Here is a 25,667-nt window from a genome sequence, read left to right as displayed (position 1 = left end):
ACAAATGGCAACAAAATCTAAATCGTTAGAAGAAGTACACGAGTCGGTGGCGGTAGTTCATAACACCTCTATCTGGAAAAAAATACTGGCATTTTTCGGGCCGGCCTATATGGTGAGTGTAGGATATATGGATCCCGGAAACTGGGCAACGGACATTGCAGGAGGAAGTCAGTTCGGATACACCCTGATTTGGGTTTTACTGATGTCGAATATCATGGCGTTATTGCTGCAGAGTTTAAGCGCGCGATTGGGAATTGTCCGTCAGCGAGATTTGGCGCAGGCTTCTAGGGATACGTATTCCCGACCGGTGAATTTCGTATTGTATTTTTTAGCCGAAATTGCCATAGCCGCCTGTGATTTGGCCGAAGTATTGGGAATGGCCATCGGATTGCAGTTGCTTTTTGATATTCCGTTGCTTTGGGGAGTTAGCATTACCATGTTGGATACATTCCTGTTACTTTTTCTGCTGAATAAAGGAATCAAAAAAATGGAAGCCTTCATTATCGTGTTGGTGGCTATTATCGGTGTTTCGTTTTTGGTTGAAATGTTTTTGGCAAAACCGGAAATTACCGAAATTGCCAAAGGGATGATTCCTTCAATTCCAAACAGTACGGCGTTATACATTGCCATCGGAATTATTGGTGCCACCGTAATGCCGCACAATTTGTACCTGCATTCTTCCTTGGTACAAACCCGAAAATTCGACCGTACGGCCAAAGGAGTTAAACAGGCCATCCGCTATAATTTCTTTGATTCACTAATCGCTTTAAACCTTGCTTTTTTTGTGAATGCCGCCATTTTAATATTGGCTGCATCCACGTTTTATAGAAACGGACTGTTTGATGTGGCGGAAATTCAGGATGCACATAAATTTTTGGAACCGCTTTTGGGAAGCCATTGGGCGCCTACGTTATTCGCTGTGGCTTTGATTGCGGCAGGACAGAGTTCTACGATTACAGGAACGCTGGCTGGGCAGATTGTAATGGAAGGTTACCTGAATTTGAGGATACAACCGTGGGTGAGACGAATCATTACACGTTTAATTGCAATTGTTCCGGCATTTTTGGCCATTATGTATTTTGGAGAATCCGCAACGGGAAAATTACTAATTTTAAGTCAGGTAATTTTGAGTCTGCAATTAGGGTTTGCCATCGTTCCGCTGATCCATTTTGTTAGTGATGACAAAAAAATGAGAGGTTTCGCGATTGGGAAATATACGAAAATTGCTTCGTGGTTAATTGCTCTGGTAATCGTTTCGTTGAATGCCCGTTTGGTTTTCGACGAGATCAAAGGATGGATTGAAACGGCCGAAAATCCGGTGTATATCTGGGTGTTCGTAGTTCCGTTGGCCGTAGCTGCGGCATTGCTTTTAATCTATATCATTGTCAAACCTTTCGTCGAGAAGAGTATGGCAACGCCAACATTGGTTCCGCATATTAAAGAGATTATTGTGAAAGAGGCCGAAAAACCAATCGTGTATTCGAAAATTGCCATCGCTTTGGATTTCTCCAAAACCGATCAGAAAAGTATCGAAAGTGCGTTGCAGTTGGGCGGGAAGGAAGCTCAGTATACAATCATTCACGTAGTGGAATCGGCTGGGGCGATGGTGTATGGCGATGAAATTCAGGATTTCGAAACCACGAGCGACCTTGGCTATTTAGAGAAATACAAATCCGCATTGGAAGAAAAAGGATATAAGGTAAATGTCCTGCTTGATTTCGGAATCCCGAAAAGAAGTATCGCCAAAATGGTCAACGAAGGCGATTTTGATATTTTAGTCCTTGGCGCACACGGACACAACTGGTTCAAAGACTTGTTGTTTGGTACAACGGTGGATGCTGTCCGTCATAGTATTCGTATTCCGTTACTGATCATTCAACACTAATTATAAAGTGATGAAAAGCAAAATCGTTATTTGTTGTATTTTATTTTTGATGGTGGCTTGCAGCTCCGCTAAAAAGAGCGATAACACAATCAATCAGAAATTGGATTCCAAAACGGATAAAGAAATTGTTCTGGTGAAAGTCAGTAACGATTCCCGTTGTCCCGAAGGTGTGGAATGCGTATGGGCCGGGGAAGTTACTTTTGAAGTGGCGGCTTATGAAAACGGAAAGATATTGGAACAAATGCAATTTACCCTAAACCAAAATACAGCAGAAGAAATAAGAGCCTGGTTTGTCCTGCATCTGCCTGAAAATAATAAGGAACTTAAAGCCATAGGCGTTGTGCCTTATCCGAAAGAAGGAATGAAAATACAGCCGAAAGATTATTACATACAGTTAGTTTACTAGTTGCAGCCACATCCGTTGTTGCCGCAATTTTTGTCTTTTCCCTTTTTGCCGAAGAATTTTTTCCACAGAAAAGCCAGGGCAACTCCCAGCAATAAATAGACGATTATTTCCTGAAACGTAATCATTTATTTGAGTATTTGATAAGCGAGTAATGAAACGGCATAGGCAAATCCGCTCATGAAGAGTAACTGTGCTAAAGGCCATTTCCAAGAATTAGTTTCTTTTTTGGTGATGGCAAGTGTAGAAATGCACTGCATCGCAAAAGCATAAAACAGCAGCAATGAAACGCCTGTAGCCAGGTTGAATATTTTTTTGCCGGTAACCGGATGTATTTCGGCGGCCATTCGGTTTTTGATGGTGGTTTCCTCATCAGAATGACTTCCCACACTGTAAATGGTAGCCAAAGTACCGACGAAAACCTCACGTGCCGCAAACGAACTTACCACCGCGATACCGATTTTCCAGTCGTACCCCAAAGGCTTGATAACCGGTTCGATGGATTTTCCGATGATTCCGATATAGGAATTTTCCAGTTTATATGAAGCTACCAAATCGTCTTTATCCCCTGAAACCGTATTGTTTTCCAATTGGGTTGTGATGATTTTATCGGCATCATGGAACGTTTTATCCGGACCATGTGAACCTAGAAACCATAAAATTACCGACAGGGCCAAAATGATTTTTCCGGCCCCGAAAACAAACGATTTCGTCTTTTCAATTACGTTGATTGCCACGTTTTTGAACATCGGGATTTTATAGCTTGGCATTTCCACCACAAAATAGGAATGCGATTTTATCTTAAGGATTTTGTTTAAAACATAAGCAGAGAATACAGCCATCCCGAAACCTAAGAGATATAGTGTCATTAAGGTTAATCCCTGCATGTTAAACACTCCGAAGACGCGTTTTTCGGGAATAATCAGAGCGATCAGAATGGCATAAACCGGTAAACGTGCCGAGCAGGTAGTGAAGGGCGTAACCAAAATGGTGATCAGTCGCTCTTTCCAGTTTTCGATGTTACGCGCCGCCATAATGGCCGGAATGGCACAGGCCGTACCTGAAATTAAAGGGACGACGCTTTTTCCGCTCAAGCCAAATTTCCGCATTATTTTATCCATCAGAAAGACTACACGACTCATATATCCGCTTTCTTCTAAAACGGAAATGAACAGGAACAAAAAGGCAATCTGCGGAATAAAAATGATGATGCCGCCCAAACCAGGGATAATTCCTTCAGAAATCAGATCGGTTAAAATACCGGCCGGCAGATTTGTTTTGGCATACGAACTTAAAGTGGCGAACGTACTGTCGATAAAATCCATCGGAATACTGGACCAATCAAAAATCGATTGGAAAATCAGCATCATTATCGCGAAGAAAATTACATATCCGAAGATCTTGTGGGTCAGTACCCTGTCCAATCGATCCCGGATATCAGTGGCTTTCGATTTGTCTACTTTATAGCCGATTTTCAGTGTGTCGTTGATGAACTGGTATCGTTTGACGGTTTCCTTTTGTTGCAGTCGTTTCAGTTCGGCTTTGGGTTTGGCGAACGAGTTTTGTTCTATCTTATTACGGTGCAGGTTGGCAAAATTCACATCCTGCGTAATTACCAGCCATAATTTATAAAGCAACTGATTTGGGAACGCGCGGCGCAGGTTTCCGAAATATTCAGGATCGATACTGGAGGCGTTTAAACACGGTTCCGTGGGTAGTCCCTGATAGTTGATAATGAGTTTTTTTAAGTTGTCGATGCCGGTTTTCTTGCGGGAACTCACCAAAGCAATTTTGGTTTTGAGTTGTTCCTCTAGAAAAGGAATGTCCAGTGAAATGCCCTTCGGAATCATACGATCCGACATGTTAATAACCAGAATTGTCGGGATTTCAAGATCTTTAATCTGCGTAAAAAGCAACAGATTTCGCTTTAAATTTTCCACTTCCGAAACCACAACGGCCACATCCGGAAAATTAGCGTCATTTTTATTCATTAACAGTTCAATCACCACGCTTTCGTCCATGGAACTTGCGTTCAGACTGTAGGTGCCGGGTAAATCGAGAATCGTTGCTTTGGTGTATTCTGATAATTTTGCGAAACCAACCTTTTTTTCCACGGTAATGCCGGGATAGTTGCCCACTTGTTGGTTCAAACCTGTCAGTTCATTGAAGACTGAGGTTTTCCCGACATTGGGGTTTCCTATTAAGGCTACTTTTATGGTATTGTGGTGCATGAATCAGGGCTACTTTATGATTTCAATACTAATTTCTTTTGCTGTTTCCAACCGAATGGCCACATGACTGTCATTCACGGTAATGTACAACGGATCGCCAAACGGAGCCACTTGTAAAAGTGTCACTTCGTTTCCGGGTAAACAGCCCATTTCCAGTAATTTTAACGGAATTTCATCGATGTTAAAATCCTGAATTATGGCTTTTTGTCCGCGTTGTAATTGCGCTAAGGTAATGTTCAAAGTTTATTTAGATTGAATTTAGATTGCAAAAATAAGGATAATAATGTTTTAAAAGATGATAAAAGTCAATTTTACCAAATTTTAAGAAACGTTTACGGGATTATTCTTCCTGACTGAGGAAATTAATGTCGGCCAACAAACGTTCCACGTCTTCTTTTTTGGTACCGTCATAAAATCCGCGCACACGACGTTTGCTGTCTACTAAAACAAAATTTTCGGTGTGCACCATGTCATACAGTTCTTCCGGTTTTCCGGTTTTTACCGCCAGATACGATTTGCGGGCGATGTAGTAAATGTCTTTTTTATTGCCGGTAACGAGATTCCATTTGCTGTCGATAACCTCTTTTTCAAGTGCATATTTTTTTAAGACGGAAACACTGTCGATATCAGGGGTAACCGAATGCGAAAGAAGCATGACCTTCGGATTGTTTTTAACTTGTTCCTGAAGCCAGGCCATGTTATCGGTCATCATCGGGCAGATGGTCTGACATGTGGTGAAGAAAAAATCGGCTACATAAATTTTGCCTTCATACTCTTTTTGGGTAACGGTTTTTCCGTTCTGATTGGTAAAGGCAAAATCAGCAATATGATGTTCGTTTTTATTGGCAATGTGTTGGATTGTGGAGTCCACTAATTCGGGATTTACCATGGAAGGCGTATAAACAGGCAAAGTTTTCTTAGGTTTTAAAGCTGTATAAAACAATGTGATTATAATAACCGACAGGATTCCGAGAACAATAAAAAAAGGAATATATTTTTTAAAAAAAGACAACATGCGAATTTTATTTCTGCAAATGTACGAAACTCTGAGAAAGACCACATGAAGATCTATTCTTTTGATTTAATGCAGATTAAAATTAGATTATTTAACAAAACTTATTAAATTTGGCAAAACTTAACTAAAAAATGAAAAAAACCTACTTATTATTAACAGTATTGTGTTCCTTGTTGGGATATTCGCAATTCAACCGGTCAGCTCCCTGGATGCAGGGCACCACAACGACCGCGAACAAAAATGAACTGACCATTGATGAAATTGTTTCTTCGTTCAATGCGTATTGGCAAAATCACGACCGAAAGAAAAAAGGAAGTGGTTACAAGCCTTTCATGCGTTGGGAGAACCACTGGAGAGCCCAAACAAATCCGGATGGCACCCTGATGACACCGGAAGCTATGTGGCAGGCCTTAAGCCAGAAGAAGAATAGCAGCGCTTCGACAAACAGAAGTTTACCCGTAAGTAACTGGACTCCCGTTGGGCCTTTTTCACATATTAATACCGGATCGTGGTCTTCCGGACAGGGCAGGGTAAATTTTGTTTATGTGGATCCTACGAATTCCAATACCTTATATGTAGGAACGCCAGCCGGGGGTATTTGGAAATCAACGAACAATGGTTCGGCATGGGCTCCTTTGTCGGATCAATTACCTCAGATAGGCGTATCCGGTATTGCAGTGGATCACACCAACCCAAACGTGATTTACATTGCAACAGGTGACAAAGACTCTTCAGATACTTATTCCATCGGAGTACTTAAGTCGACAGACGGTGGCGTAACATGGAACACAACCGGACTGACTTTTACGGATACCTCGACCTTAGCCGGCGATCTTATCATGAACCCCACCGATCCCAATATGCTATGGGTGGCTACCAGTGTCGGTTTGTACAGAACGGTTAACGGTGGGACAACATGGACCAATGAACAGACAGGTGATTTTTCACAGGGATCAATACGAGTGAAGCCTGGTGATCCGACTACAGTTTATGCAGTAAACGGAAATCGATTTTACAGATCAACCAATTCGGGAGATACTTTTACTGCGATAACCAACGGATTGCCGTTAACTTCAGGGCGGTTGATTTTAGATGTTACTCCTGCCAATGCCAATTATATTTATATTTTAAGTGCTGCAACCGGCGGCGAATTTCAGGGAATTTACAGATCAACTGACAGCGGAACGAGTTGGACAGTAACATCCGGAACAACCGATGTTTTTGAGTCGAACCAATCGTGGTATGATTTGGCACTTGCGGTCTCAGATACCAATGCGGATGAAATCTACACCGGGTGTCTTAATATCTGGAAATCCTCAAATGGAGGAGCTGCGGTTACAAAAATGAACAATTGGAGTTCACCGTCTTCCCCAGCATACACCCATGCCGATATTCATTTCCTAAGGTTTTATGGTGGAAAATTATTTGCCGGGACCGACGGTGGTATTTATATGTCTTCTACCGGTGGAACCAGTTTTACCGATTTAACGGCAGGACTTCAGATCAGCCAGTTTTATAAAGTGGCGGTTTCCAAACAATCTGCCGACAAAATGGTGGGTGGACTGCAAGATAACGGAGGACATGCCTACAGTAGCAGTCAATGGAAAAATTTCTACGGTGCTGACGGAATGGATACGGCTATCGATCCGAACAACAGTGATAAATATTACGGGTTTATCCAAAACGGAAGCAGTATGTACATAAGCACCAATGCAGGAAGTTCTTTAGGATCTTCTGTGGGATCTCCGGGAGGTGCGGATGGTAACTGGGTAACTCCACTGGTAACAAACTCTTTAGGGGAAGTATATTCCGGATTTGCCGGATTGTATAAGCTGGTAGGATCTGCCTGGGTGCTGCAAAATACAAACAGTGTTGGGACCGGAAATTTAGAACTGATAACAGTCGACCCGAGTAATGACAATATTATGTATGTAATTAACGGATCGGCTTTGTATAAGAGTACGGATAAGGGTATCAATTTTACAAATACCTATACTGCAAGTGCCACAATCACTTCGGTTTGTGTACATTCCACGGATAGTAATATCGTGTATATCACTACATCAGGTACAGGCGGACAGGCTTTGAAATCGGTAAATGGGGGAGTTGCATTTACTTCCTTTTCAACCGGATTGCCTTCAATCGCTAAAAGAGTAATAAAACATCAGGGCAGAAATTCGCTTAATCCGTTGTATTTGGGAACCAGTTTGGGTGTTTATTACCGTGATGATTCGATGACACAATGGGAACCTTTCGATATAAATTTGCCTAACGTCAGTGTTTCGGATTTGGAAATCAATTTAGAAGATTCGAAAATAACAGCGGCAACATACGGAAGAGGAATCTGGCAATCACCGATCCCTTCGGAAGTTCCTCCGACCGACATCAAACTGGTTACCGTGAACAGTCCGACAACAGCAGTTAATTGCGGAAGTTTTATCCCTCAGGTTACCGTTAGAAATAACGGTATGAATCCGATTTCTTCGGTTACCGTAAATTATCAGTACAACGGAGCGCCACAAAATTATGTCTGGAACGGTACCATTGCTCCTTCTGCCAGCCAAACTATCGATTTACCGCAAGTAACCGTCGCAAAAGGAGTCTATACTTTAAATGTTATTACCACTACCACAAACGATGCGTATTCTGATAATAACCAAATCAGTATTCCTTTCTACGTTAACGATGGCGGAACAGTCGGAGTTGTTAATACTTTTGAAACTGCCGGAGAAGCGTTGTTAACCTATAACGATGGCGCAGCGGTTTCCCAATGGCAAAGAGGAATCAGAACAGGGGGTGGTGTTATGGCTACAGGAACAAATAAAGTGTATGCCACAAACTTATCAGGAAATTACCCCGACTTAGTAAAGTCATATCTGGTATCGCAATGTTATAATCTGTCCAATGTTGTCAACCCCGTAATTCGTTTCAAAATGAAATTCAATATAGAGTTGAACTGGGATGTGGTTTATGTACAGTATTCCACTGATTTCGGACAAACATGGAATGTGTTGGGGACTCAGGGCGCCAACTGGTACAACAGTAGCCGAACTCCGTCCACAACCGGAAGTGACTGTAATAATTGCCCCGGAGCACAATGGACAGGAGCAGATACAACCCTTAAGTCGTATTTCTGTCCTTTAAATGCATTAAACACACAAACCAATGTAATTTTCAGAATCGTATTCCATTCGGATGAATCGTCTACGCAGGCAGGTGTGGTTGTGGATGACTTTGTAATCGAAGGGACACTGGCCAATCAAAATTTTGAACTGAACAATGTATCGGTATATCCAAATCCTTCCAACGGGTTGTTTACTCTTGCATTGGGGACTTTTATTCCGGAAACAATTACGGTTTACGATCTGTCCGGAAAAATAATTTTAACAGATGAGAATGTAACAATTTCAAATTCTGACTACTCATTAAACTTGAGTTCTGCAGCTTCAGGTATTTATTTTGTAAAAATAGCTTCAGAAAACCAGAGTGTTGTTAAACGAGTAATCAAAAACTAATTCTTTATGAAGAAAAATATGCTTACGGCGGGTTCGCTTGCTGTTTTCTCACTGCTTTGCATGGAAGCTTCGGCTCAGGCTGCAAAACCTAAAAATCCGGGAATTGATTTGGACTTAATGGACAAATCCGTAAAACCGGGAGACGATTTCTTTCGTTATGTAAACGGAACCTGGTTCGACAAAACGCAAATCCCGGCCGATAAAACCCGTTGGGGGAGTTTTGACGAATTACGTCAGAATACGGATAACGATGCGTTGGCTATTTTAAAAGCGGCGGCAGCCAACAAAAATCTGGATCCAAAATCCGATCAGGCAAAGGCGGTGAATGTATATAAAACCTACATGGATACCGTAAGCAGAAACAAACTGGGTATCACGCCTCTGAAACCGTATCTGGCTAAAATCAATGCCGTGAAAACCATAGCCGATGTCAACAAACTGTTGATTGAAATGGAGTCACAAGGAGGTCTTGGTTTTTACGGAATCGGAATCGGTGCCGATGCCAAAAACAGTAACCGAAATGTGGTGTATCTTGGCACGGGAAGTTTAGGCTTACCGGACAGGGATTATTATGTTTCCGATGATAAAGATTCAAAAGAAAAGCGTGAAAAGTATGTAGCTCACGTTACGCGTATGCTTCAGTTTTTAGGCGTAAAACCTGCTGATGCTAAGATTCAGGCCGAAAAAGTGCTGGCGCTTGAAACCGAAATGGCACGTCCAAGGTTAGACAGGGTAGAACGCAGAGACCGCAGAAAAACGTACAATCCTATGACCGTTGCCGATTTGCAGAAACTGACGCCATCGGTAAACTGGAACGGTTATATTCAAGGTGTAGGTATCGGAAAAATTGACTCATTGGTTGTTTCGCAGCCTAAATACATGACCGCTTTGGAGGAAATTTTCAAAGCTAATAAAGTGGAAGACTGGAAAGCCTACATGCGTTGGACGTTAATCAACAAATCTACAGGTGTGTTGACAACCGATATCGAAACGGCCAACTGGGAGTTTTACAGTAAAACGTTAACCGGGGCTTTAAAACAACGTCCGCGTGAAGAAAGAGCCTTACAGGTTGTTAACGGAACGGTTGGTGAAGCTTTAGGAAAATTATATGTGGAGCAAAAATTCCCGGCAGAAGCTAAGGCGAAAGCGAAAGGAATGATCGAAAATGTATTTTTAGCTTTCGAGAACCGTATCAACAATTTACCTTGGATGACGCCGGCTACCCGCAAAGGAGCGATCGATAAATTACGAAAAACAAACATAAAAATCGGTTATCCTGACAAATGGAAAGATTATTCCGGTCTGGAAATTAAAGGAACCGAGCAAGGCGGAAGCTACTATGAAAACATGAAAAATGTGTCGAAATGGGGCTTTGCGGAAAATATCGCTGATCTGAAAAAACCGGTAGACAAAACCAAATGGGGAATGTCTCCGCAAACGGTAAACGCATATTACAATCCGTCGTACAATGAAATCGTTTTTCCTGCCGCTATTCTTCAGCCGCCATTTTACGATTACAAAGCGGATGATGCGGTAAACTACGGTGGAATCGGAGCCGTTATCGGTCATGAAATCTCTCACGGTTTTGATGATTCGGGATCACGATACAATGCCGACGGAAATCTGGTGAACTGGTGGACAGAAGATGATTTAAAGCAATTCACAGGTCTTGGAGGTGCTTTAGCTGCTCAGTACAGCGCATTGGAACCGCTACCGGGAACTTTCGTAGACGGTAAATTTACTTTAGGTGAAAATATCGGTGACTTAGGTGGTGTAAATGCCGCGTATGACGGTTTACAGATCGCTTTAAAGAAAAATGGAAACCCTGGCTTAATTGACGGCTATACTCCGGAACAACGTTTCTTTATTTCCTGGGCGACCATCTGGCGTTCTAAAATGAGAGACGAAGCGATTAAGAATCAGGTGAAAACCGATCCGCATACACCTGGAATGTTCCGTGCTTACGTACCGTTGCAGAATGTGGAATCGTTCTATCAGGCATTCGATATCAAAGAAGATCAGAAGTTATACGTGAAACCGGAAAACCGTGTGAAAATCTGGTAATCCTTTCGCAGTAGATATAAAAAATCCCAAGCTTTAAAAACTTGGGATTTTTTATTGGAATTACTTCAGCAAGTATTCTTCCATAAAGCGTATCACGGCCAAACGCTCATAATCGACGTTTGCTTTTTTCCTAAAACCGTGTCCTTCGTCTTTCGCTTCCAGATACCAAACCGTATTTCCCTGTTTTTTCAGTTTGTCTCGCATTTGTGTTGCTTCGGTAACCGGTACGCGCGGATCATTTGTTCCCTGAATGATAAACATCGGTTTTTTGATTTTATCGGTATTATTCAACGGTGAAATTTTATCCAGAAACGCATACATTTTTTCGTCTCTTTCATCACCGTATTCCACCCTGCGCAAATCACGTCGGTATTCTTCGGTGTTTTTTAAGAACGTATTGAAATTGGAAATCCCTACGACATCTACGGAGCAACGGATTTTATCCGCATAATGGAAAGCGGTTGCCAAGGTCATGTAGCCGCCGTAACTGCCGCCCATGATCATGATACGGTCTTTGTCGAGTTCCGGTTGCTGCGCAATCCAGTCCAAAAGTGCACCGATGTCCTTAACCGAATTCTCTCTTAAATACCAATTGTCCGCTGCGATAAACGTTTTTCCAAAACCGGAAGATCCGCGAACATTGGGTGAAATTACGGCAACCCCCATTTCATTGGTGTAATAGTTATTCGAACCTAAAAAGGAAGCCTTGGATTGTGCTTCAGGGCCTCCGTGGATGTTGATTAAAACAGGTCTTTTTCCGGTAAATTTTGATGAAACGGGATAGTAAAAACCCGAAATTTTCAAATTATCGAAACTTTTCCATTCGATCAATTTGGGCGACGACATGTCTTCCTTCTGCATTTCGCCCAGTTCACTTTCCGTCCAACGCTCTATTTTATTGGTTTTTAGGGCGATTTTGTATACATCCGATGAGGACTCGGCGGTTGATTGTGTGAAGAAGAAATTTTGTCCGTCTTTGGAGTAGGCCTTTCCGCCAATTAATCCTACCGGAATATTTTTTACTTCCTTATAGGTTTTTGTGGCCGGATTCATTAAATATAATTTGGTTACGCCTCCTTCGTTGGTGGTAAAAGCCATCTGTTTTTTATCTTCCGACAGGGAATAACTTTCCACATTCCAGGGAATCGAAGTCGTATGATAGGCTGTTTTTTTGGTATTCAAATTCAATGTTGCCAAGCGCTGAAATTCATTGTCTTTATCCGTAATATACCAGATTTCATCAGCCTTGTCAGAGAAATTGGCACCGGTTTGCACGATGCTTTTGTCGGCTCTGTTGGTGACTTCGGTCGGTTTTCCGGTTTCGGTATCTAACATCCAGATATGCGATTCGTTTGCGGAAACCTGTTCGCCAATTAACAATTTTTTACCGTCTGTAGAAATATCGTGAATACCCCAACCGCCCCCTTTTACTTCCAGGACCAATTTGGCTGATTTCGGATCGTTGGGATTCATATAGTAAATGTCCCTGTCGCCACCGTTTCTTTTTGTGGACGAAAAATAAAACCCGGAACCGTCTTTTTTCCAGGTTATGTTGCCATTTTGGGAACGGCCGCCATCGGTAAGCAACGTGGATTTTAAGGTTTTCAGATCCAATTTGTAAAGCTGTCCGAATTCATTTCCGCCTATGTCCTTGGAATAAATCAGGTAGTCTCCTTTGGTCGGTTCGTAACTGGCATTACCAACGGGTTCATCGAAAAAAGTGATCTGCTTCCTTGCTCCCATGGGCTGACTCACTTTATGCAACTGAGCAGTTGATCCGAAGCGGGTTGTAATAATGATCTCATTTTTGATGGGATGGATTTTTACCAGTGAGGCACCTCTGGCTTCAGAATATTTTTTTACCTGAGTTGCCAACTCTTTTGGGATATCAGCAATGTTTTCGGTTATTAAATTTTCATTGGGTAAAATCAAATTCTTTTTTTCCTGCGCCTGAACACAAAGTACGAAGAGCAATGCGAGCAAACTGATTCTTGTTTTTTTCATAATCACAGAAGGTTTAGTGTTGTTTTCGGCCTAAATTTACGGAATGCATTACCGCAGATGCTAAAACATCGGCGATATCTAAAAATACTCGTTAATTATCCTTTTTGCAGATGTAATTCGGAATTTATCTTGAATTTACCACGTTATCCTTTCCGTATCGATCGGTTTACCAGATACAATCCAAAAATCGTCACGCTTCCACCAATCATAATCATTATTGTTAACGGTTCGTCAAAAATAAACGCCCCCAACACAAGTGCCACTATGGGGTTGATATACGCATAAATACTGCTGATTTCCGAGGGAAGATGCTGCAGCGCATAAATGAAGGCGATAAAGGTAAATACGGAACCAAAAATCACAAGATAGGCAATCGACCACCAGGATTCGGCTGGAATCTGTGTGATATTGATAGCGGTTCCGGTCGCTCCGGTATAGGCAAACAATAAAACACTTGAAATCAGCATTTGGAGTCCCAGACTGAAATACGGATTAAAGCTGGCGGCTTTTTTCTTGGTATGCACGCTTCCGAAGGCCCAGGTAAAGGTAGCAATTACCGAAAGCAGAATACCGAAACGGAAATCGGGTTTAAGAAAATCGGCTAAATAATCATAAAAAATCAAACAGACTCCACAGAAGGAAACCAACAAGCCAACCACCGCCCATTTGGAAGGCTTCTCGCCTTTAAACCAGCTTATTACAACAATCCATAACGGAAAAATGGTGCCGATGATAGCACCCAGACCGCTGGAAATGTATTTCACGCCCCAGGTACTCAGTCCGTTGCTTAAAACGAAGTTAAGAATACTCAGGATCACAATCGTATTCCATTGTTTGCCTTTCGGCCAGGGTGTTTTTTTAAACAGGAAAAACGCGATGTAAATTGCCGCACCCAAAAACTGTCGGATGGCCGCTAGCTGCAACGCAGGCATGTGTCTGACTCCTTCTTTAGACGCCAGCCAGGTGGTTCCCCAAAAAAAGCTGACCCATATCAACGCCAGCATCGGCAACCCGATCGATTGTAATCTATTTTTGGCCGATAGGTGTAGCTTTGAAATTTTGGGCACGTTAAAGGTTGTTTTTTCTGAATGTATAGGCTAAAACCTGTTCGATTTTTGCACTTGAGATGCGTTTTCCGATAGAGGGTTTATCCGATGCAAATTTAGGAATTGCCAAATTCATTTCCGCAGCTTTTTTGACATAATACTCCTTTCGTGTCGGATGGTAAGGAGTCACCGCGTTAAAGGTTTCGTTCCATGCTTCTTTTTCGATGATTCTCAGAATGATGCCGATGCAGTCTTCCTGATGGATCAGATTGATAACCGCGTCCGGATTTTCCAGGTTTTCCCTTCCGGCCAGCATTTTTATAGGATGGCGGTCGGCACCGATGAGTCCGCCAAAACGGATAACGGTCGTTTTGAAATTCGGATTGTTCAGCAGCAATTTTTCAACTTCAATCAATTGCCTTCCGCTTTCGGTATCGGGATCCGGAAGAGCTTCTTCGGTTACGGTTATATTAGCATCGGAATAAACGGAGGTAGAACTCACGAAAAGCAGTTTTTCTACCGATGATTGTTCAATATATGGCAGTAGTTTTTCAATTTTGGAAACAAATGATTTTGTCGTAGAAGTAACGTTTCGCAGACCGGGCGGGATGTCGATAATCAGGATTTCAACATCTTTCAGAAAATCGGTAACGCCTCCCAGAACGGCTTCTTCGGTTAAGACCACCTGAGACGGATGGATGCCGTTTTCTTTCAACAGCGTCATTTTTGCTTCGGAAGTGGTCGATCCTTTTACGGGAAACCCTTCCATGACTAATTTTTTGGCTAAAGGAAAACCTAACCATCCGCAGCCCAATACTGCTATCTGTGGTTTATTTTGTTTCATCTTTCGGTTTGTGCCCCTTAACTTTGACATGTCCCCAGTTTTCACCCGATTTGATGCGGTACAACTGCATTTCGCTCACGCCGAATTGTTTAGCGAGGATTTTCATGCGGGTTTTTCGGTTGGGATCAAGCAGGATTTTTTTAAGCCGCATTACCGTGGTTTCCGTCAGTTTCGGACCATCGGCTTTGATATTGTGTTCAAGGAGTTTCTTTTTGGCTGCTATAACTTTCGGACTGCTTTTGTAATGCGCCATCTTTCCTTCGTAGTTTACCCACTTCAGGTTGCTTACATGGTCGTTGTCCTTCTTACGGTCGATATGAATCACATACAGCTGGTCATCAGCAGTTTTCGGGATGAAAAGTTCGGCGACCCATTTGTAAAGCAATATTGTTTTTTGATGTTTTTTATTGTTCTCATCTCTGTGGGTAACGCGCAAGGTGTGATAGCCATCGGTTAAGGATCCTTTCAGGACTTTGCCGTTTTTCATTTCATCTGTAAAACTCATCAAACGTCCGTAGTTCGAAAGGGCATACCTGAACACATGCTTGTGCTCCAACGGAATCTCTTTAAATACTTCATCGCGGTAAAATCGTGTCATAATTACAAACTTGTTTAATTGTCTTTTTTCACCAATATAAACCCGTCATTTTCAATCGCCCTATAACCTTGGTCGTACAGGAAATAATAAGTGTTTCCGCTTTTTGTCTGGTAAACGGACGTGAAAAAATCGAAATCAAAATTTTTCGCAACCAATTTGGATCGCGTGGTTTTTGATTTTTCTTCGGGATTGAGTTCTGACAAAATTCGGTAATTTTTTCGTAACTTGTTATTAATGTTACGCATCAAATTCGTATTATCCTTATTTATTTTATTATTGTAAGAATTTCTACACCCATCTCCGCAAAATTTCTTGTCTTCCCGACCAGAAAAGGAATCGCCGCATTCTAAACAATACTTCATACGTTAAAAATTGAATTCACCTTTGTAAGAAAAAGCCTGATTGATGTGCGCCAAATGATGTTTGGAATGCCAATCGTAAATGCCCAATGCTTCTTTGACAGAAGCCAGGCGTTGGTGCTGCGGATGATAGTACATGCGGTTCCAATCGTGTTCGGAAAAATTATCCAGCAACTGCGACCAACGTTCGTGTACGCCTTCAATAATTTTCAGTGAAGGCTGAATATCGTCCCGCAGACTATCCTTCAGTTCGGCCCATAGCGCTTCTTCATACGGGCGGATCACCGGTGCGTCTTCGGTAAGGGCGAGTTTTACACGGATGAGGGCGTTCATGTGACTGTCGGCCAAATGATGCACCACCTGTTTGATGCACCAGCCATCCGGGCGGTATTTCCAATTCAGTTCCGTAATAGAAAGGTTTTCGACTGTTTTTTTCAATTCCTGTGGAAATTCCCTAATCGTTATTTTCCAGATTTTCAGATGTTCCGGGGTTATTTCCTCAGGGCATGTAAAACGGCCTATCGGAAATTTGAGTTTTTCGATGTCGGTGTTGTTGTTCATGGCGTTTATGATTTTGATTAATAATTTATGGTTGCCTTTTTTAAGAGAAGGTTAACCAAATATAAGAAAATTCCTGAAAACAAACGACAACAAACACTTACAAACGAAAGTAAACGATTGACAACCGAATAAAATCTTGGTACTTTCACATCTTTGCCCTGTCGAAATCAAATAACCATCGGCACGAACAAAATCATTTTAACACTAACATTTAAATTTTACACGCCATGAAAAACAGAGTGCAATTAATCGGAAACGTAGGTCAGGAACCGGAAGTGAAAACCATTAACGGAGACCGAAAACTAGCGAACTTTACCATTGCAACCAACGATTTCTACTACAACGACAAAGGAGACAAAGTGGAACAAACCGAATGGCACCGTGTAACCGCCTGGGGGAAAACCGCCGAGATTATTGAGAAGTTTGTTGTTAAAGGAAAGGAAATCGGCATCGAAGGAAAACTGACCCACAGAAGCTACGATGATAAGGAAGGGAACAAAAAATACATTACTGAGATAGTAGCGACTGAGGTATTGCTTTTGGGAAATAAATAATCCATGAAGGTTCAGTTGTTTACCATTCGAATCGCTTCTTCCCATTTTTCGGCAGATCAGCAGGCACTGAACGATTTTCTGCAACAGATAAAGTTTGTCAAATCCGACACCCATTTTGTGGAATCTACAGAAGAGCCGCACTGGTCGGTTTTACTTCATTATGAAAGCAATCCGCAAGCCAAAGAAAATTCAATCACGGTTGAAGAAGCAGACTTGACTCCGGGAAGCCTTTATGTGCTGGAATGCTTAAAACAATGGCGAACGGATAAGGCGGAAACGTTAAACATTCCGAAATTTATGGTATGCCATAATTCGGAGTTGATAAGTATTGCTTTCCATCATCCTAAAAATAAGGAGGCATTGGGGAGTATAAAAGGTTTCGGAGCCAAGAAAATTGAAAAATTTGGGGATGAGATTATCGAAGTTCTGAATGCCCTTTAAGTTGAAACAGACCATCAGCCAATGTTGATGGTTTGTTTTTTAAGAGTAAATAGCTGTAGCTACTCTATAGGTATTGGCATGTGCCTCGATAATGGTTTTGATGTTCGGTGAATAACCGCCACCCATGCTCACCTGTACCGATATTTCGTATTTCCGGCAAAGGGAGAACACCATTTCATCCCTTTTTTTACAGCCATCCAGGGTACAGCCCAGTTTTCCCAATTTGTCGGAGGCTAAAATATCCACGCCGCTCAGATAGAAAATGAAATCCGGTTTTTGGGTCTCGATAAGGTAGGGTAAGGTGTTTTGCAGCACTTCCAGATATTTTGCGTCCTCGGTATGGTCATGTAGCGCAATGTCTAAGTCGGAGGTTTCTTTCTTAAAGGGGTAATTGGATTTTCCGTGCATCGAAAAAGTAAATACTTTATCGTTGTTCTGAAAAATCTCTGCGGTTCCATTGCCCTGATGCACATCCAAATCGACAATTAAAATTTTTTTGGCCAGTTTTTGATCGAGTAAATACTGCGCGCCAATGGCTTGATCATTCAGTAAGCAAAACGCTTCGCCTCGGTTGGAATAGGCATGATGTGTTCCTCCGGCGATGTTGAAGCCAATACCGGTTTGTAATGCTTTTTCGGCACCGAGTATGGTTCCCTGTGCCAATCGCAGTTCCCTTTCAACCAATTCGGAAGACAAAGGAAATCCGATTTTCCGAACAGCACGCGGGTCTAATGTCAGGTTGATCAGATTGTCGACATAGTTGCGTTCATGAACTGCAAGTATGTGTTGCATGTCGGGTAAACCGGGTTCGAAAAAGGCAGTGGGTGTAACCGTTCCTTCATGTAAAAGTTGTTGTGGTAACAACTCATACTTAATCATAGGAAAGCGATGCCCTTCCGGTAGCGGGTGCTTGTAAATCGGATGAAAGGCAATTGGAAACATTTAGGAATTCATTTGTTTTTGCAGTTCTTCCACAAAAAGGCCTACATGATAGCCATCCATTAAGGCGTGATGTACGTGTACCGACACTGGCATGGTTTTTTTACCGTTTTCCTCGGTCATTTTCCCGAAAGAGATCTTCGGACAACTGTCGGGATATGAAAAATTTCTCGAATGGGAAATGGAGGTGAAATTCACCCATGGCAGTGATGAGAAATGGATCAGATTGTATTGACCGCTGAAATCGCGTGTTAATAGTCCGTCAGTATTGCGTACTCTTTCTATTTCAAGTAGTGCTTTTTCGTTGAAAAGGTGCAAATCCTCAAAATGGTCTATCAGGGAAAACCCAAACGTAGTATCGTCGCGCAATATGGTCGTGGAAGCATTGATGGTGTCGAAAACGATCACTTCGTTATCGACAATGCGGTAACGGAAGTTTTCAATTGCATTTATGGCCAGCAATGTTTTATGAAGGTAATAAATGAAAAATGATATTTTGTTTTGTTTTGCCCTTTCGTAGGCTTTGGTACAATCGATGTTTACGGTAATACCAAAAAAGGGCTCGTCGAATTTACTGAAAAATTCAAAGTGGGTTTTACGGTTCCAGTTTGAAAGATCTAGTTTATGTTTCATTTTAATAACAATGGTAAGACTTCGGTGATTTTTGAAACCGCTTTGAATTTCGGATGCATAATTTCATGGTCGATTTTCTCATGTGCCCAGGTGGTATGAAAAGGAACGTGAACCGCATAACCGCCAATGTTCAAAACGGGCAGTACATCTGATTTTAAGGAATTCCCAATCATGAAAAACTCCTCGGGCTGGATTTCCAAACGCTGTAACAGTTTTTCATAATTGAGTTCCTGTTTGTCGGCCATCACTTCAATATGGTGGAAATAGTGTCCCAAACCTGAATCGTGCAGTTTACGTTGCTGGTCTTTCAGGTCGCCTTTGGTCGCTACCACTAATTTGTAGTTGGAGTGAAGAGCTTCCAGTGTTTCTTCCACACCGTCCAATAATTCTATCGGTCTTTGAATTAGCTCCTTGCCTAATTCTGTAATTCGATGAATCCCTTTTGAACCAATTGTTCCGTCGGAAACTTTTATGGCAGTTTCTATCATGGAAAGGATATAGCCTTTAATGCCGTAACCGTACAAAGGCAAATTGTCCACCTGTGTTTTGAGTAATTCCTGCGACAGCGTCTGATAGGAGTGGTAATCACTCATCATGCCACAGAATTTCTTTTCGGTTTCCTCGAAATAGGGTTCGTTGATGAATAAGGTGTCGTCGGCGTCGAAGGCGATTATTTTTAGGTTCATAGGTTTAATATTAAAAAACCCTTTCAAAGTTTAAATTGAAAGGGTTGTATTATTTGTTTTTAACTGATCATCGCGCCGTTAATAACACCTTCCGCATCCGGATTCACAAAAACCAGTTTGCCTTCTGCGGTGTTGGATAACAACAACATGCCTTCACTTTCTACTCCTCGTAAGGCTCTTGGTGCCAGGTTCACTAAAACCGTAACGCGTTTTCCGATAACTTCTTCCGGAGTGAAATGCTCTGCAATTCCCGAAACAATTGTGCGCACGTCGATTCCTGTATCTACTTTTAATACCAATAGCTTGTTGGCTTTCGGCATTTTTTCGGCTTCGATAATGGTTCCGATACGTAAATCCACTTTAGCGAAATCTTCAAACGTGATGATTTCTTTCTGCGGTTCCGCTTTAGCGTTTTCAGCTTTGTTGGCTACTTTGGTTGCTTCCAATTTGTCAATTTGTTTTTGAATTTCGTCGTCTTCTATTTTTGCGAATAACAATTCGGCTTCACCAATTTTATGTCCTGCCGGAATTAAATCCGATGACGTCGTAATCTTGTTCCAGTCGAAACTGTTCAATTTCAGAATATTTTTCAGTTTCGCAGCCGTAAAAGGTAGAAACGGTTCTGCCAAAACACTCAATGCCGAAGCGATTTGTAATGCCACATACATTTGTGTCTGGACGCGTTCCGGATTTTCTTTGATGATTTTCCAAGGCTCTTCGTCGGCTAAATATTTATTACCCAAACGTGCCACGTTCATCAGTTCTCCTAAGGCTTCTCTGAAACGGTATCTTTCCACGGAAGAAGCAATTACCGCAGGATACGCCTTAAGTTCCGTTAAAGTAGCTTCATCTACTTCCGATAATTCGTTCGGCTGCGGAATAACGCCTTCGTAATATTTATTGGTAAGCACTACCACACGGTTGATGAAGTTTCCGAAGATAGCCACCAATTCGTTGTTATTTCTCGCCTGAAAATCCTTCCAGGTAAAATCGTTGTCTTTGGTTTCCGGTGCGTTGGCAGTTAGCGCATAACGCAACACGTCCTGTTTTTCAGGGAAATCGATTAAATACTCGTGCAACCAAACCGCCCAGTTTTTGGAAGTGGATAATTTGTTGCCTTCCAGATTCAAAAACTCGTTGGCCGGAACATTATCTGGTAAAATATAACTTCCTTCCGCTTTTAACATCGCAGGGAAAATCACACAATGGAATACGATATTATCTTTTCCAATGAAATGCACCAGTTTCGTATCAGCCGATTTCCAATACGGTTCCCAATCTTTTCCTTCTCTGGCCGCCCATTCTTTGGTGGAGGAGATGTATCCGATAGGCGCATCAAACCAAACATACAGTTTTTTACCTTCGGCACCTTCCACGGGAACATCGATTCCCCAATCCAGATCACGGGTTACCGCACGCGGACGCAAACCGTCTTCCAACCAGGATTTTACCTGACCGTACACGTTTGGTTTCCAGTCGTTTTTATGACCTTCCAGAATCCATTCGCGTAAGAAAGTATCGTATTGGTCTAAAGGTAAGAACCAGTGTTTTGTCGATTTTAAAACCGGTTTTGTTCCGGTGATGGTCGATTTTGGGTTGATTAAGTCGGTTGCATTTAAAGATGATCCGCATTTTTCGCACTGATCGCCATAGGCTTCTTCATTACCGCATTTCGGACAAGTTCCCATTACGAAACGATCGGCTAAAAACTGATCTGCTTTTTCGTCGTATAGCTGATCGGTGGTTTCTTCTATGAATTTGCCTTCGTCGTATAATTTTCTGAAAAATTCAGAAGCAGTTTTATGATGAATTTCGGAAGATGTTCTTGAATAATTATCAAAAGAAATTCCGAAATCCAAAAACGATTTACGAATGATGCCGTCATATTTATCGATTACCTGCTGTGGTGTAATGCCTTCTTTTTTGGCTTTCATGGAAATGGCCACACCGTGTTCGTCGCTTCCGCAGATGAACGCCACGTCTTTTCCCTGTAAACGAAGGAAACGGGCATAAATATCGGAAGGCACATAAACACCGGCTAGGTGACCAATGTGAATAGGGCCGTTAGTGTAAGGTAAAGCAGCAGTAATCGTATATCTTTTCGGATCTTGTATCATAATTTATTAGTTGCTCATTAAGACTAAAGCAATGAGTTTTAAATCTGGACGAAGTTTAATTGTTTGGAAATTTGATGCAAAAATAGTGAACAAATTTATCTTAATTCCAATCTATAAAACACTTTTAGTAAATCTTTCAATAAAAACATTTATCAAAATACCGAAACATAAAATACCTAAAGGTAAAAATGGGATGTACCAAACAATAAAATTTAGATGAGAATGGATGTTAGAGTGCTGAATGAATAATACAAACCAAGATAAAGGTGCGATTATAGAGAACCATGTTGAAAAAACTATTGGTTTGTATTTCTTATAATCCATTTTTATTAAAATAAGACTGGAAATAAAAATCAAAAATATGAGTAATATAAAAGGGATATTGGGTTTTAGCCAAGAAAAGACATCTCCGGATAAATATCTAATTATTATTTGAACATACATGTTATTTGAAATAGCAGCAGTTTTTCCTTCAATTATAACAGCAGCTGTTCTTATATTATAAGAATCAACAATATGACGAATGCCTTCTGTGTAACTGCCTTTTAAGTTTTTTAATTGAAAAATTAATACTAGCATCTCAAGCACTACACTTACTAATAGTATAAATGCTGTTTTAGTACTAAAAAGCAGAAAATCTTTTATTTTTCTGGAGTCCTTTATGTAATAAAAAACGATAGGTGCGAATACAGCTAATAATGTTGTGGAGATGTATTCAAATCCAGTAAAAAAACATTTTGTAAGGCCACTGAAAAGCACTATAAGTAATATTTTATTTGTATTTTCTTTTAAAAGTTCTAAACCTAACAGCATGGTTATAAAGGGTAGGTAAAAAGACCAGAGGCACCACCATAAGCTATCGGCAAATAACCAAATCCAGCTTGAAACAGCTATAAACAGAAGGACAGTGATGGCTGGAATTATCCCAAAATTTCTTTTACACCAGCCTATAAAAATACTGAACATAATTGCATTAATAAGCAAGGTAAAATTTTTTAAAATTTCGATATTCGTTATTAGATTGAATGGTGAAATTTTATTGAATGTTGAATAAAGCAGTCCTTGTCCGCCAGTTTGTGAGTTGTAAGTTTGAAAATCTTTAAAGTTTTTTCTTTTATCTGTGTTTTCTAATAAATAGTATTGTTTAAGTGAGTTTAGTTTAAAACCTTCGTCATTTGAAAGGTCTGTCATCATTCCGGGCAAACCGGAATATGAAAGCAAACCTGTTCTTTCGCTCTCCATCATTCTGCCTACAACAAGAGATTCTGAAACATAATCATAAGGAATACCATCTTTTGTATTGTTTTTAAAAAAACAGAATAGAATGATGACCGTAAACAAATAGGGCCAGTAGTTTTTTAATAAAATCATTTAGAATTTAGAAGAATTTGTTTGAAATTTCGTTTATCGTATTTAGAAAGGTTATCTAAAATCAAGCCGCAACAAAATAATAAAAGTGCCATAATAATTAAAGATACTGCTAAAATTGCTGTTGGAACTTTTGTTATGTAATGATCTGGTTTTACTATGTATTCTCTAATTGGAAAATATCCTAATCCTAAACCAAAAATTGCAAAACAAAGTGAAATTGTACTAAAAAATTGGAGAGGTTTGTATAAACGATACAGATTTAAAAAAAGGGTAATTACCTTAAAGCCATCATTAAATGTGTTTAATTTTGATTTACTATTAGGTGGTCTATCTTTATAATTTATGGGGAATTGATCAATTTTCAGATCATAATTCAAACAAAAAAGTGTAAGGTCGGTTTCTAATTCAAAGCCTTTTATTGAAGATGCATAATTCTTTACAAATCTTCTGCTAAATACTCGATATCCACTTAAAACATCAGAAATATTTGTTTTGAAAAAACTATTTATTAATGTTTTGATTAGAGAATTTCCAAAATTGTGAAACTTCCTCTTGTTTTGATTTTTATAGGCACCATTACTTATACGGTCGCCAATAATCATATCTGCATTTTGTTCTTTTAGTAATGCGATCATACTGTGAATGGCTTCAATCGGATAAGTATCATCACCGTCAATCATGACGTAAATGTCTGCTTCAATTTCGTTGAACATTCTTAAAATAACGTTGGCTTTGCCTTTTTTAAATTCCTTTTTTACAACTGCATTAGCTTCTGAAGCAATTTTGAAAGTATCGTCATTGGAATTGTTGTCGTAAACGTAAACAGTGCTGTTTGGCAATTCTTTTTTAAAACCATTGACAACTCTTTCAATGGTTAATTCTTCATTTAAACAAGGTATTAAAATTGCTATTTCCACAGTATATATTTTTTCAAATTTAAATAATAAAAATTTAAATTATCTGTATTCTATTTGTAGCCAAGCTACATTTGCTTATTTTCGTAAGTAATTTTACTATTTTGAATGATTCGATACTTAGTAATACTAATGTTTTTAAGCTTAAATTCATATTCACAAAAGAAAATGAAAATCCCACCGTATCTTAAAAAAGGCGATACCGTTGCCATAGTTTGTACAGCACGAAAATTTTTCCCTGAAGAGGCGCAACCGGCCATTGATTTACTGAAGTCCTGGGGGCTGGAAGTGAAACTGGGCAAAACCATCGGCTTGGACAGCTGTCAGTTAGGAGGAACCGATCAGGAAAGAACCGCTGATCTTCAGGAAATGTTGGACGACGATAATATCAAAGCGATTTGGTGCGCGCGTGGCGGTTATGGTACGGTACGTATTATCGACACGCTTGATTTTACCAAATTCAAGAAGCATCCGAAATGGATAATGGGTTTCAGCGATGTGACGGTATTGCACAGCCATCTGAATAGATTAGGAATTGCCACGATACATTCCATCATGCCGTTTACGGTTCCTAAAGCGCCGGAGGAAGTGAAGGAAACCTTGCGCAAGGCTCTTTTTGGTGAAAGACTGAAATATGTGGTTCCGTCGAAAGGTTATGAAATCCAAGGCAAAGCCAAAGGACAGCTCGTTGGAGGAAATCTTTCTATTCTATACAGTTTGTTGGGTTCGAAGTCGTCTCTGAATACCGATGGAAAAATTCTCTTCATTGAAGATTTGGATGAATACCTGTATCATATCGACCGGATGATGCAGAACCTGAAGCGCAACGGCTATTTCGATAATCTGAAAGGGCTTATCGTCGGGAGTATGACCGATATGCATGATAATGAAATTCCGTTCGGACAGAATGAAGTGGGGATTATCATGGAAATTGCCAAAAAATATAAGTTCCCGGTCTGTTTTTATTTCCCTGCAGGACACCAGAAAGATAACAGGACGCTCATTTTAGGAAAAGAAGTGGAGTTTGAGGTGAATCCGGATGAAATTATTTTAGAATTCAGATATTAATGGCTGAACATAACGAATTAGGGAAGCTTGGTGAGGATCTGGCAGCTGAATATTTGCAGAAGGAAGGTTATGAAATTCTGGAACGGAATTGGTTTTTTCAAAAAGCAGAAGTGGATATCATTGCACAGAAAAATAACATTTTGGCAATAATTGAAGTAAAAACGCGAACCAATTTGGATTTTGGAAACCCTCAGGACTTTGTAAATCCAAAAAAAATTAAATTACTGGTGAAGGCTGTAGATGAATACGTAAGTCGGAAAGAGCAGGAATTTACAGTGCGTTTTGATATAATTGCTGTTTCAAAAGACGCAACCTTTTGTAAGATTGAGCATCTTAAAGATGCCTTCTATTATTTTTAACACTGTTATATATATAACATATTGTTTTTTATTGTAGATTTGTCGTGATTTTTTAAAAAA

23 protein-coding genes are annotated in these 25,667 nt (G+C 40.6%); 8 read left to right on the top strand and 15 right to left on the bottom strand.

Annotated features, from left to right (window positions below):
• Positions 1–4: 4 nt before the first annotated feature.
• Positions 5–1,885 (top strand): Nramp family divalent metal transporter, encoded by a 1,881-nt coding sequence (locus FLJC2902T_RS01780; protein ID WP_023578070.1) that lies wholly within the window; start codon positions 5–7, stop codon positions 1,883–1,885.
• Positions 1,886–1,895: 10 nt separating this feature from the next.
• A complete protein-coding gene (locus FLJC2902T_RS01775) occupies positions 1,896–2,291 on the top strand; it encodes a hypothetical protein (RefSeq protein ID WP_023578069.1) in 396 nt (131 codons plus the stop codon).
• 125 nt (positions 2,292–2,416) lie between these two features.
• Here FLJC2902T_RS01775 and feoB read toward each other — a convergent pair whose 3' ends face one another.
• The 3 genes from feoB to FLJC2902T_RS01760 form a co-directional block, all read right to left on the bottom strand.
• Positions 2,417–4,519, bottom strand: a complete 2,103-nt coding sequence (gene feoB, locus FLJC2902T_RS01770; protein WP_023578067.1) for a ferrous iron transport protein B — start codon at positions 4,517–4,519, stop codon at positions 2,417–2,419.
• A 9-nt stretch (positions 4,520–4,528) separates the two neighbouring features.
• Complete coding sequence (locus FLJC2902T_RS01765) at positions 4,529–4,759, bottom strand: FeoA family protein (RefSeq protein WP_023578066.1); 231 nt, start codon at positions 4,757–4,759, stop codon at positions 4,529–4,531.
• Between the two features lie 100 nt (positions 4,760–4,859).
• On the bottom strand, positions 4,860–5,534 hold the full coding sequence (locus FLJC2902T_RS01760) for an SCO family protein (protein WP_023578065.1): 675 nt from the start codon (positions 5,532–5,534) through the stop codon (positions 4,860–4,862).
• A gap of 131 nt (positions 5,535–5,665) precedes the next feature.
• Between FLJC2902T_RS01760 and FLJC2902T_RS16190 the strand changes: the two genes are divergently transcribed.
• Entirely contained in the window at positions 5,666–9,049 is a 3,384-nt protein-coding gene (locus FLJC2902T_RS16190; protein ID WP_023578064.1) for a T9SS type A sorting domain-containing protein, read from the top strand.
• 6 nt (positions 9,050–9,055) lie between these two features.
• A complete protein-coding gene (locus tag FLJC2902T_RS16185; protein ID WP_023578063.1) occupies positions 9,056–11,113 on the top strand; it encodes a M13 family metallopeptidase in 2,058 nt (685 codons plus the stop codon).
• 60 nt (positions 11,114–11,173) lie between these two features.
• Here the strand turns inward: FLJC2902T_RS16185 and FLJC2902T_RS01745 are convergent, their stop codons facing one another.
• The 6 genes from FLJC2902T_RS01745 to FLJC2902T_RS01720 form a co-directional block, all read right to left on the bottom strand.
• A complete protein-coding gene (locus tag FLJC2902T_RS01745) occupies positions 11,174–13,117 on the bottom strand; it encodes a S9 family peptidase (protein WP_023578062.1) in 1,944 nt (647 codons plus the stop codon).
• 143 nt (positions 13,118–13,260) lie between these two features.
• Positions 13,261–14,121 (bottom strand): DMT family transporter, encoded by an 861-nt coding sequence (locus FLJC2902T_RS01740; protein WP_081712521.1) that lies wholly within the window; start codon positions 14,119–14,121, stop codon positions 13,261–13,263.
• Between the two features lie 64 nt (positions 14,122–14,185).
• Positions 14,186–15,007: an SDR family oxidoreductase gene (locus tag FLJC2902T_RS01735; protein ID WP_023578060.1), complete on the bottom strand. Its 822-nt coding sequence runs from the start codon at positions 15,005–15,007 to the stop codon at positions 14,186–14,188.
• Positions 14,994–15,605 (bottom strand): NUMOD4 domain-containing protein, encoded by a 612-nt coding sequence (locus FLJC2902T_RS01730; protein ID WP_035676662.1) that lies wholly within the window; start codon positions 15,603–15,605, stop codon positions 14,994–14,996. The genes FLJC2902T_RS01735 and FLJC2902T_RS01730 overlap by 14 nt, the downstream gene beginning before the upstream one ends.
• 14 nt (positions 15,606–15,619) lie before the next feature.
• Positions 15,620–15,967, bottom strand: a complete 348-nt coding sequence (locus FLJC2902T_RS01725; protein WP_035676659.1) for a hypothetical protein — start codon at positions 15,965–15,967, stop codon at positions 15,620–15,622.
• Positions 15,968–15,970: 3 nt separating this feature from the next.
• Positions 15,971–16,525 carry a YfiT family bacillithiol transferase gene (locus tag FLJC2902T_RS01720; protein ID WP_023578058.1) on the bottom strand — a complete coding sequence of 185 codons (555 nt, stop codon included), beginning with the start codon at positions 16,523–16,525 and terminating at the stop codon, positions 15,971–15,973.
• Positions 16,526–16,752: 227 nt separating this feature from the next.
• Here FLJC2902T_RS01720 and FLJC2902T_RS01715 point away from each other — a divergent pair, with 227 nt between their 5' ends.
• A complete protein-coding gene (locus tag FLJC2902T_RS01715; RefSeq protein WP_023578057.1) occupies positions 16,753–17,079 on the top strand; it encodes a single-stranded DNA-binding protein in 327 nt (108 codons plus the stop codon).
• Positions 17,080–17,082: 3 nt separating this feature from the next.
• Positions 17,083–17,520 carry an HRDC domain-containing protein gene (locus FLJC2902T_RS01710; protein WP_023578056.1) on the top strand — a complete coding sequence of 146 codons (438 nt, stop codon included), beginning with the start codon at positions 17,083–17,085 and terminating at the stop codon, positions 17,518–17,520.
• 39 nt (positions 17,521–17,559) lie between these two features.
• Here the strand turns inward: FLJC2902T_RS01710 and FLJC2902T_RS01705 are convergent, their stop codons facing one another.
• From FLJC2902T_RS01705 to FLJC2902T_RS01680, 6 genes are all read right to left on the bottom strand, one after another.
• A complete protein-coding gene (locus FLJC2902T_RS01705) occupies positions 17,560–18,462 on the bottom strand; it encodes a histone deacetylase family protein (protein ID WP_023578055.1) in 903 nt (300 codons plus the stop codon).
• Positions 18,463–19,092 carry a chloramphenicol acetyltransferase gene (locus tag FLJC2902T_RS01700; protein ID WP_035676658.1) on the bottom strand — a complete coding sequence of 210 codons (630 nt, stop codon included), beginning with the start codon at positions 19,090–19,092 and terminating at the stop codon, positions 18,463–18,465. It lies immediately after the preceding gene.
• A complete protein-coding gene (locus FLJC2902T_RS01695) occupies positions 19,089–19,778 on the bottom strand; it encodes an HAD family hydrolase (RefSeq protein ID WP_023578053.1) in 690 nt (229 codons plus the stop codon). The genes FLJC2902T_RS01700 and FLJC2902T_RS01695 overlap by 4 nt, the downstream gene beginning before the upstream one ends.
• A gap of 59 nt (positions 19,779–19,837) precedes the next feature.
• Positions 19,838–21,895 carry a methionine--tRNA ligase gene (metG, locus tag FLJC2902T_RS01690; protein ID WP_023578052.1) on the bottom strand — a complete coding sequence of 686 codons (2,058 nt, stop codon included), beginning with the start codon at positions 21,893–21,895 and terminating at the stop codon, positions 19,838–19,840.
• 111 nt (positions 21,896–22,006) lie between these two features.
• Positions 22,007–23,266 carry a hypothetical protein gene (locus FLJC2902T_RS01685; protein ID WP_035676657.1) on the bottom strand — a complete coding sequence of 420 codons (1,260 nt, stop codon included), beginning with the start codon at positions 23,264–23,266 and terminating at the stop codon, positions 22,007–22,009.
• Positions 23,263–24,183: a glycosyltransferase family 2 protein gene (locus FLJC2902T_RS01680; RefSeq protein WP_023578051.1), complete on the bottom strand. Its 921-nt coding sequence runs from the start codon at positions 24,181–24,183 to the stop codon at positions 23,263–23,265. Before FLJC2902T_RS01680 ends, FLJC2902T_RS01685 begins: the two co-directional genes overlap by 4 nt.
• A gap of 165 nt (positions 24,184–24,348) precedes the next feature.
• On the opposite strand from FLJC2902T_RS01680, the gene FLJC2902T_RS01675 reads away from it, so the two are divergent.
• Entirely contained in the window at positions 24,349–25,248 is a 900-nt protein-coding gene (locus FLJC2902T_RS01675) for a S66 peptidase family protein (protein WP_023578050.1), read from the top strand.
• Positions 25,248–25,607: a YraN family protein gene (locus tag FLJC2902T_RS01670; RefSeq protein WP_035676656.1), complete on the top strand. Its 360-nt coding sequence runs from the start codon at positions 25,248–25,250 to the stop codon at positions 25,605–25,607. The genes FLJC2902T_RS01675 and FLJC2902T_RS01670 overlap by 1 nt, the downstream gene beginning before the upstream one ends.
• The last annotated feature ends 60 nt before the right edge of the window (positions 25,608–25,667 follow it).

It is taken from the genome of Flavobacterium limnosediminis JC2902 (assembly GCF_000498535.1).
In the GTDB taxonomy this organism is placed as follows: Bacteria; Bacteroidota; Bacteroidia; order Flavobacteriales; family Flavobacteriaceae; genus Flavobacterium; species Flavobacterium limnosediminis.
The sequence above is the reverse complement of the archived record's forward strand: the minus strand, read 5'-3'. Positions and strand labels throughout refer to the sequence as shown.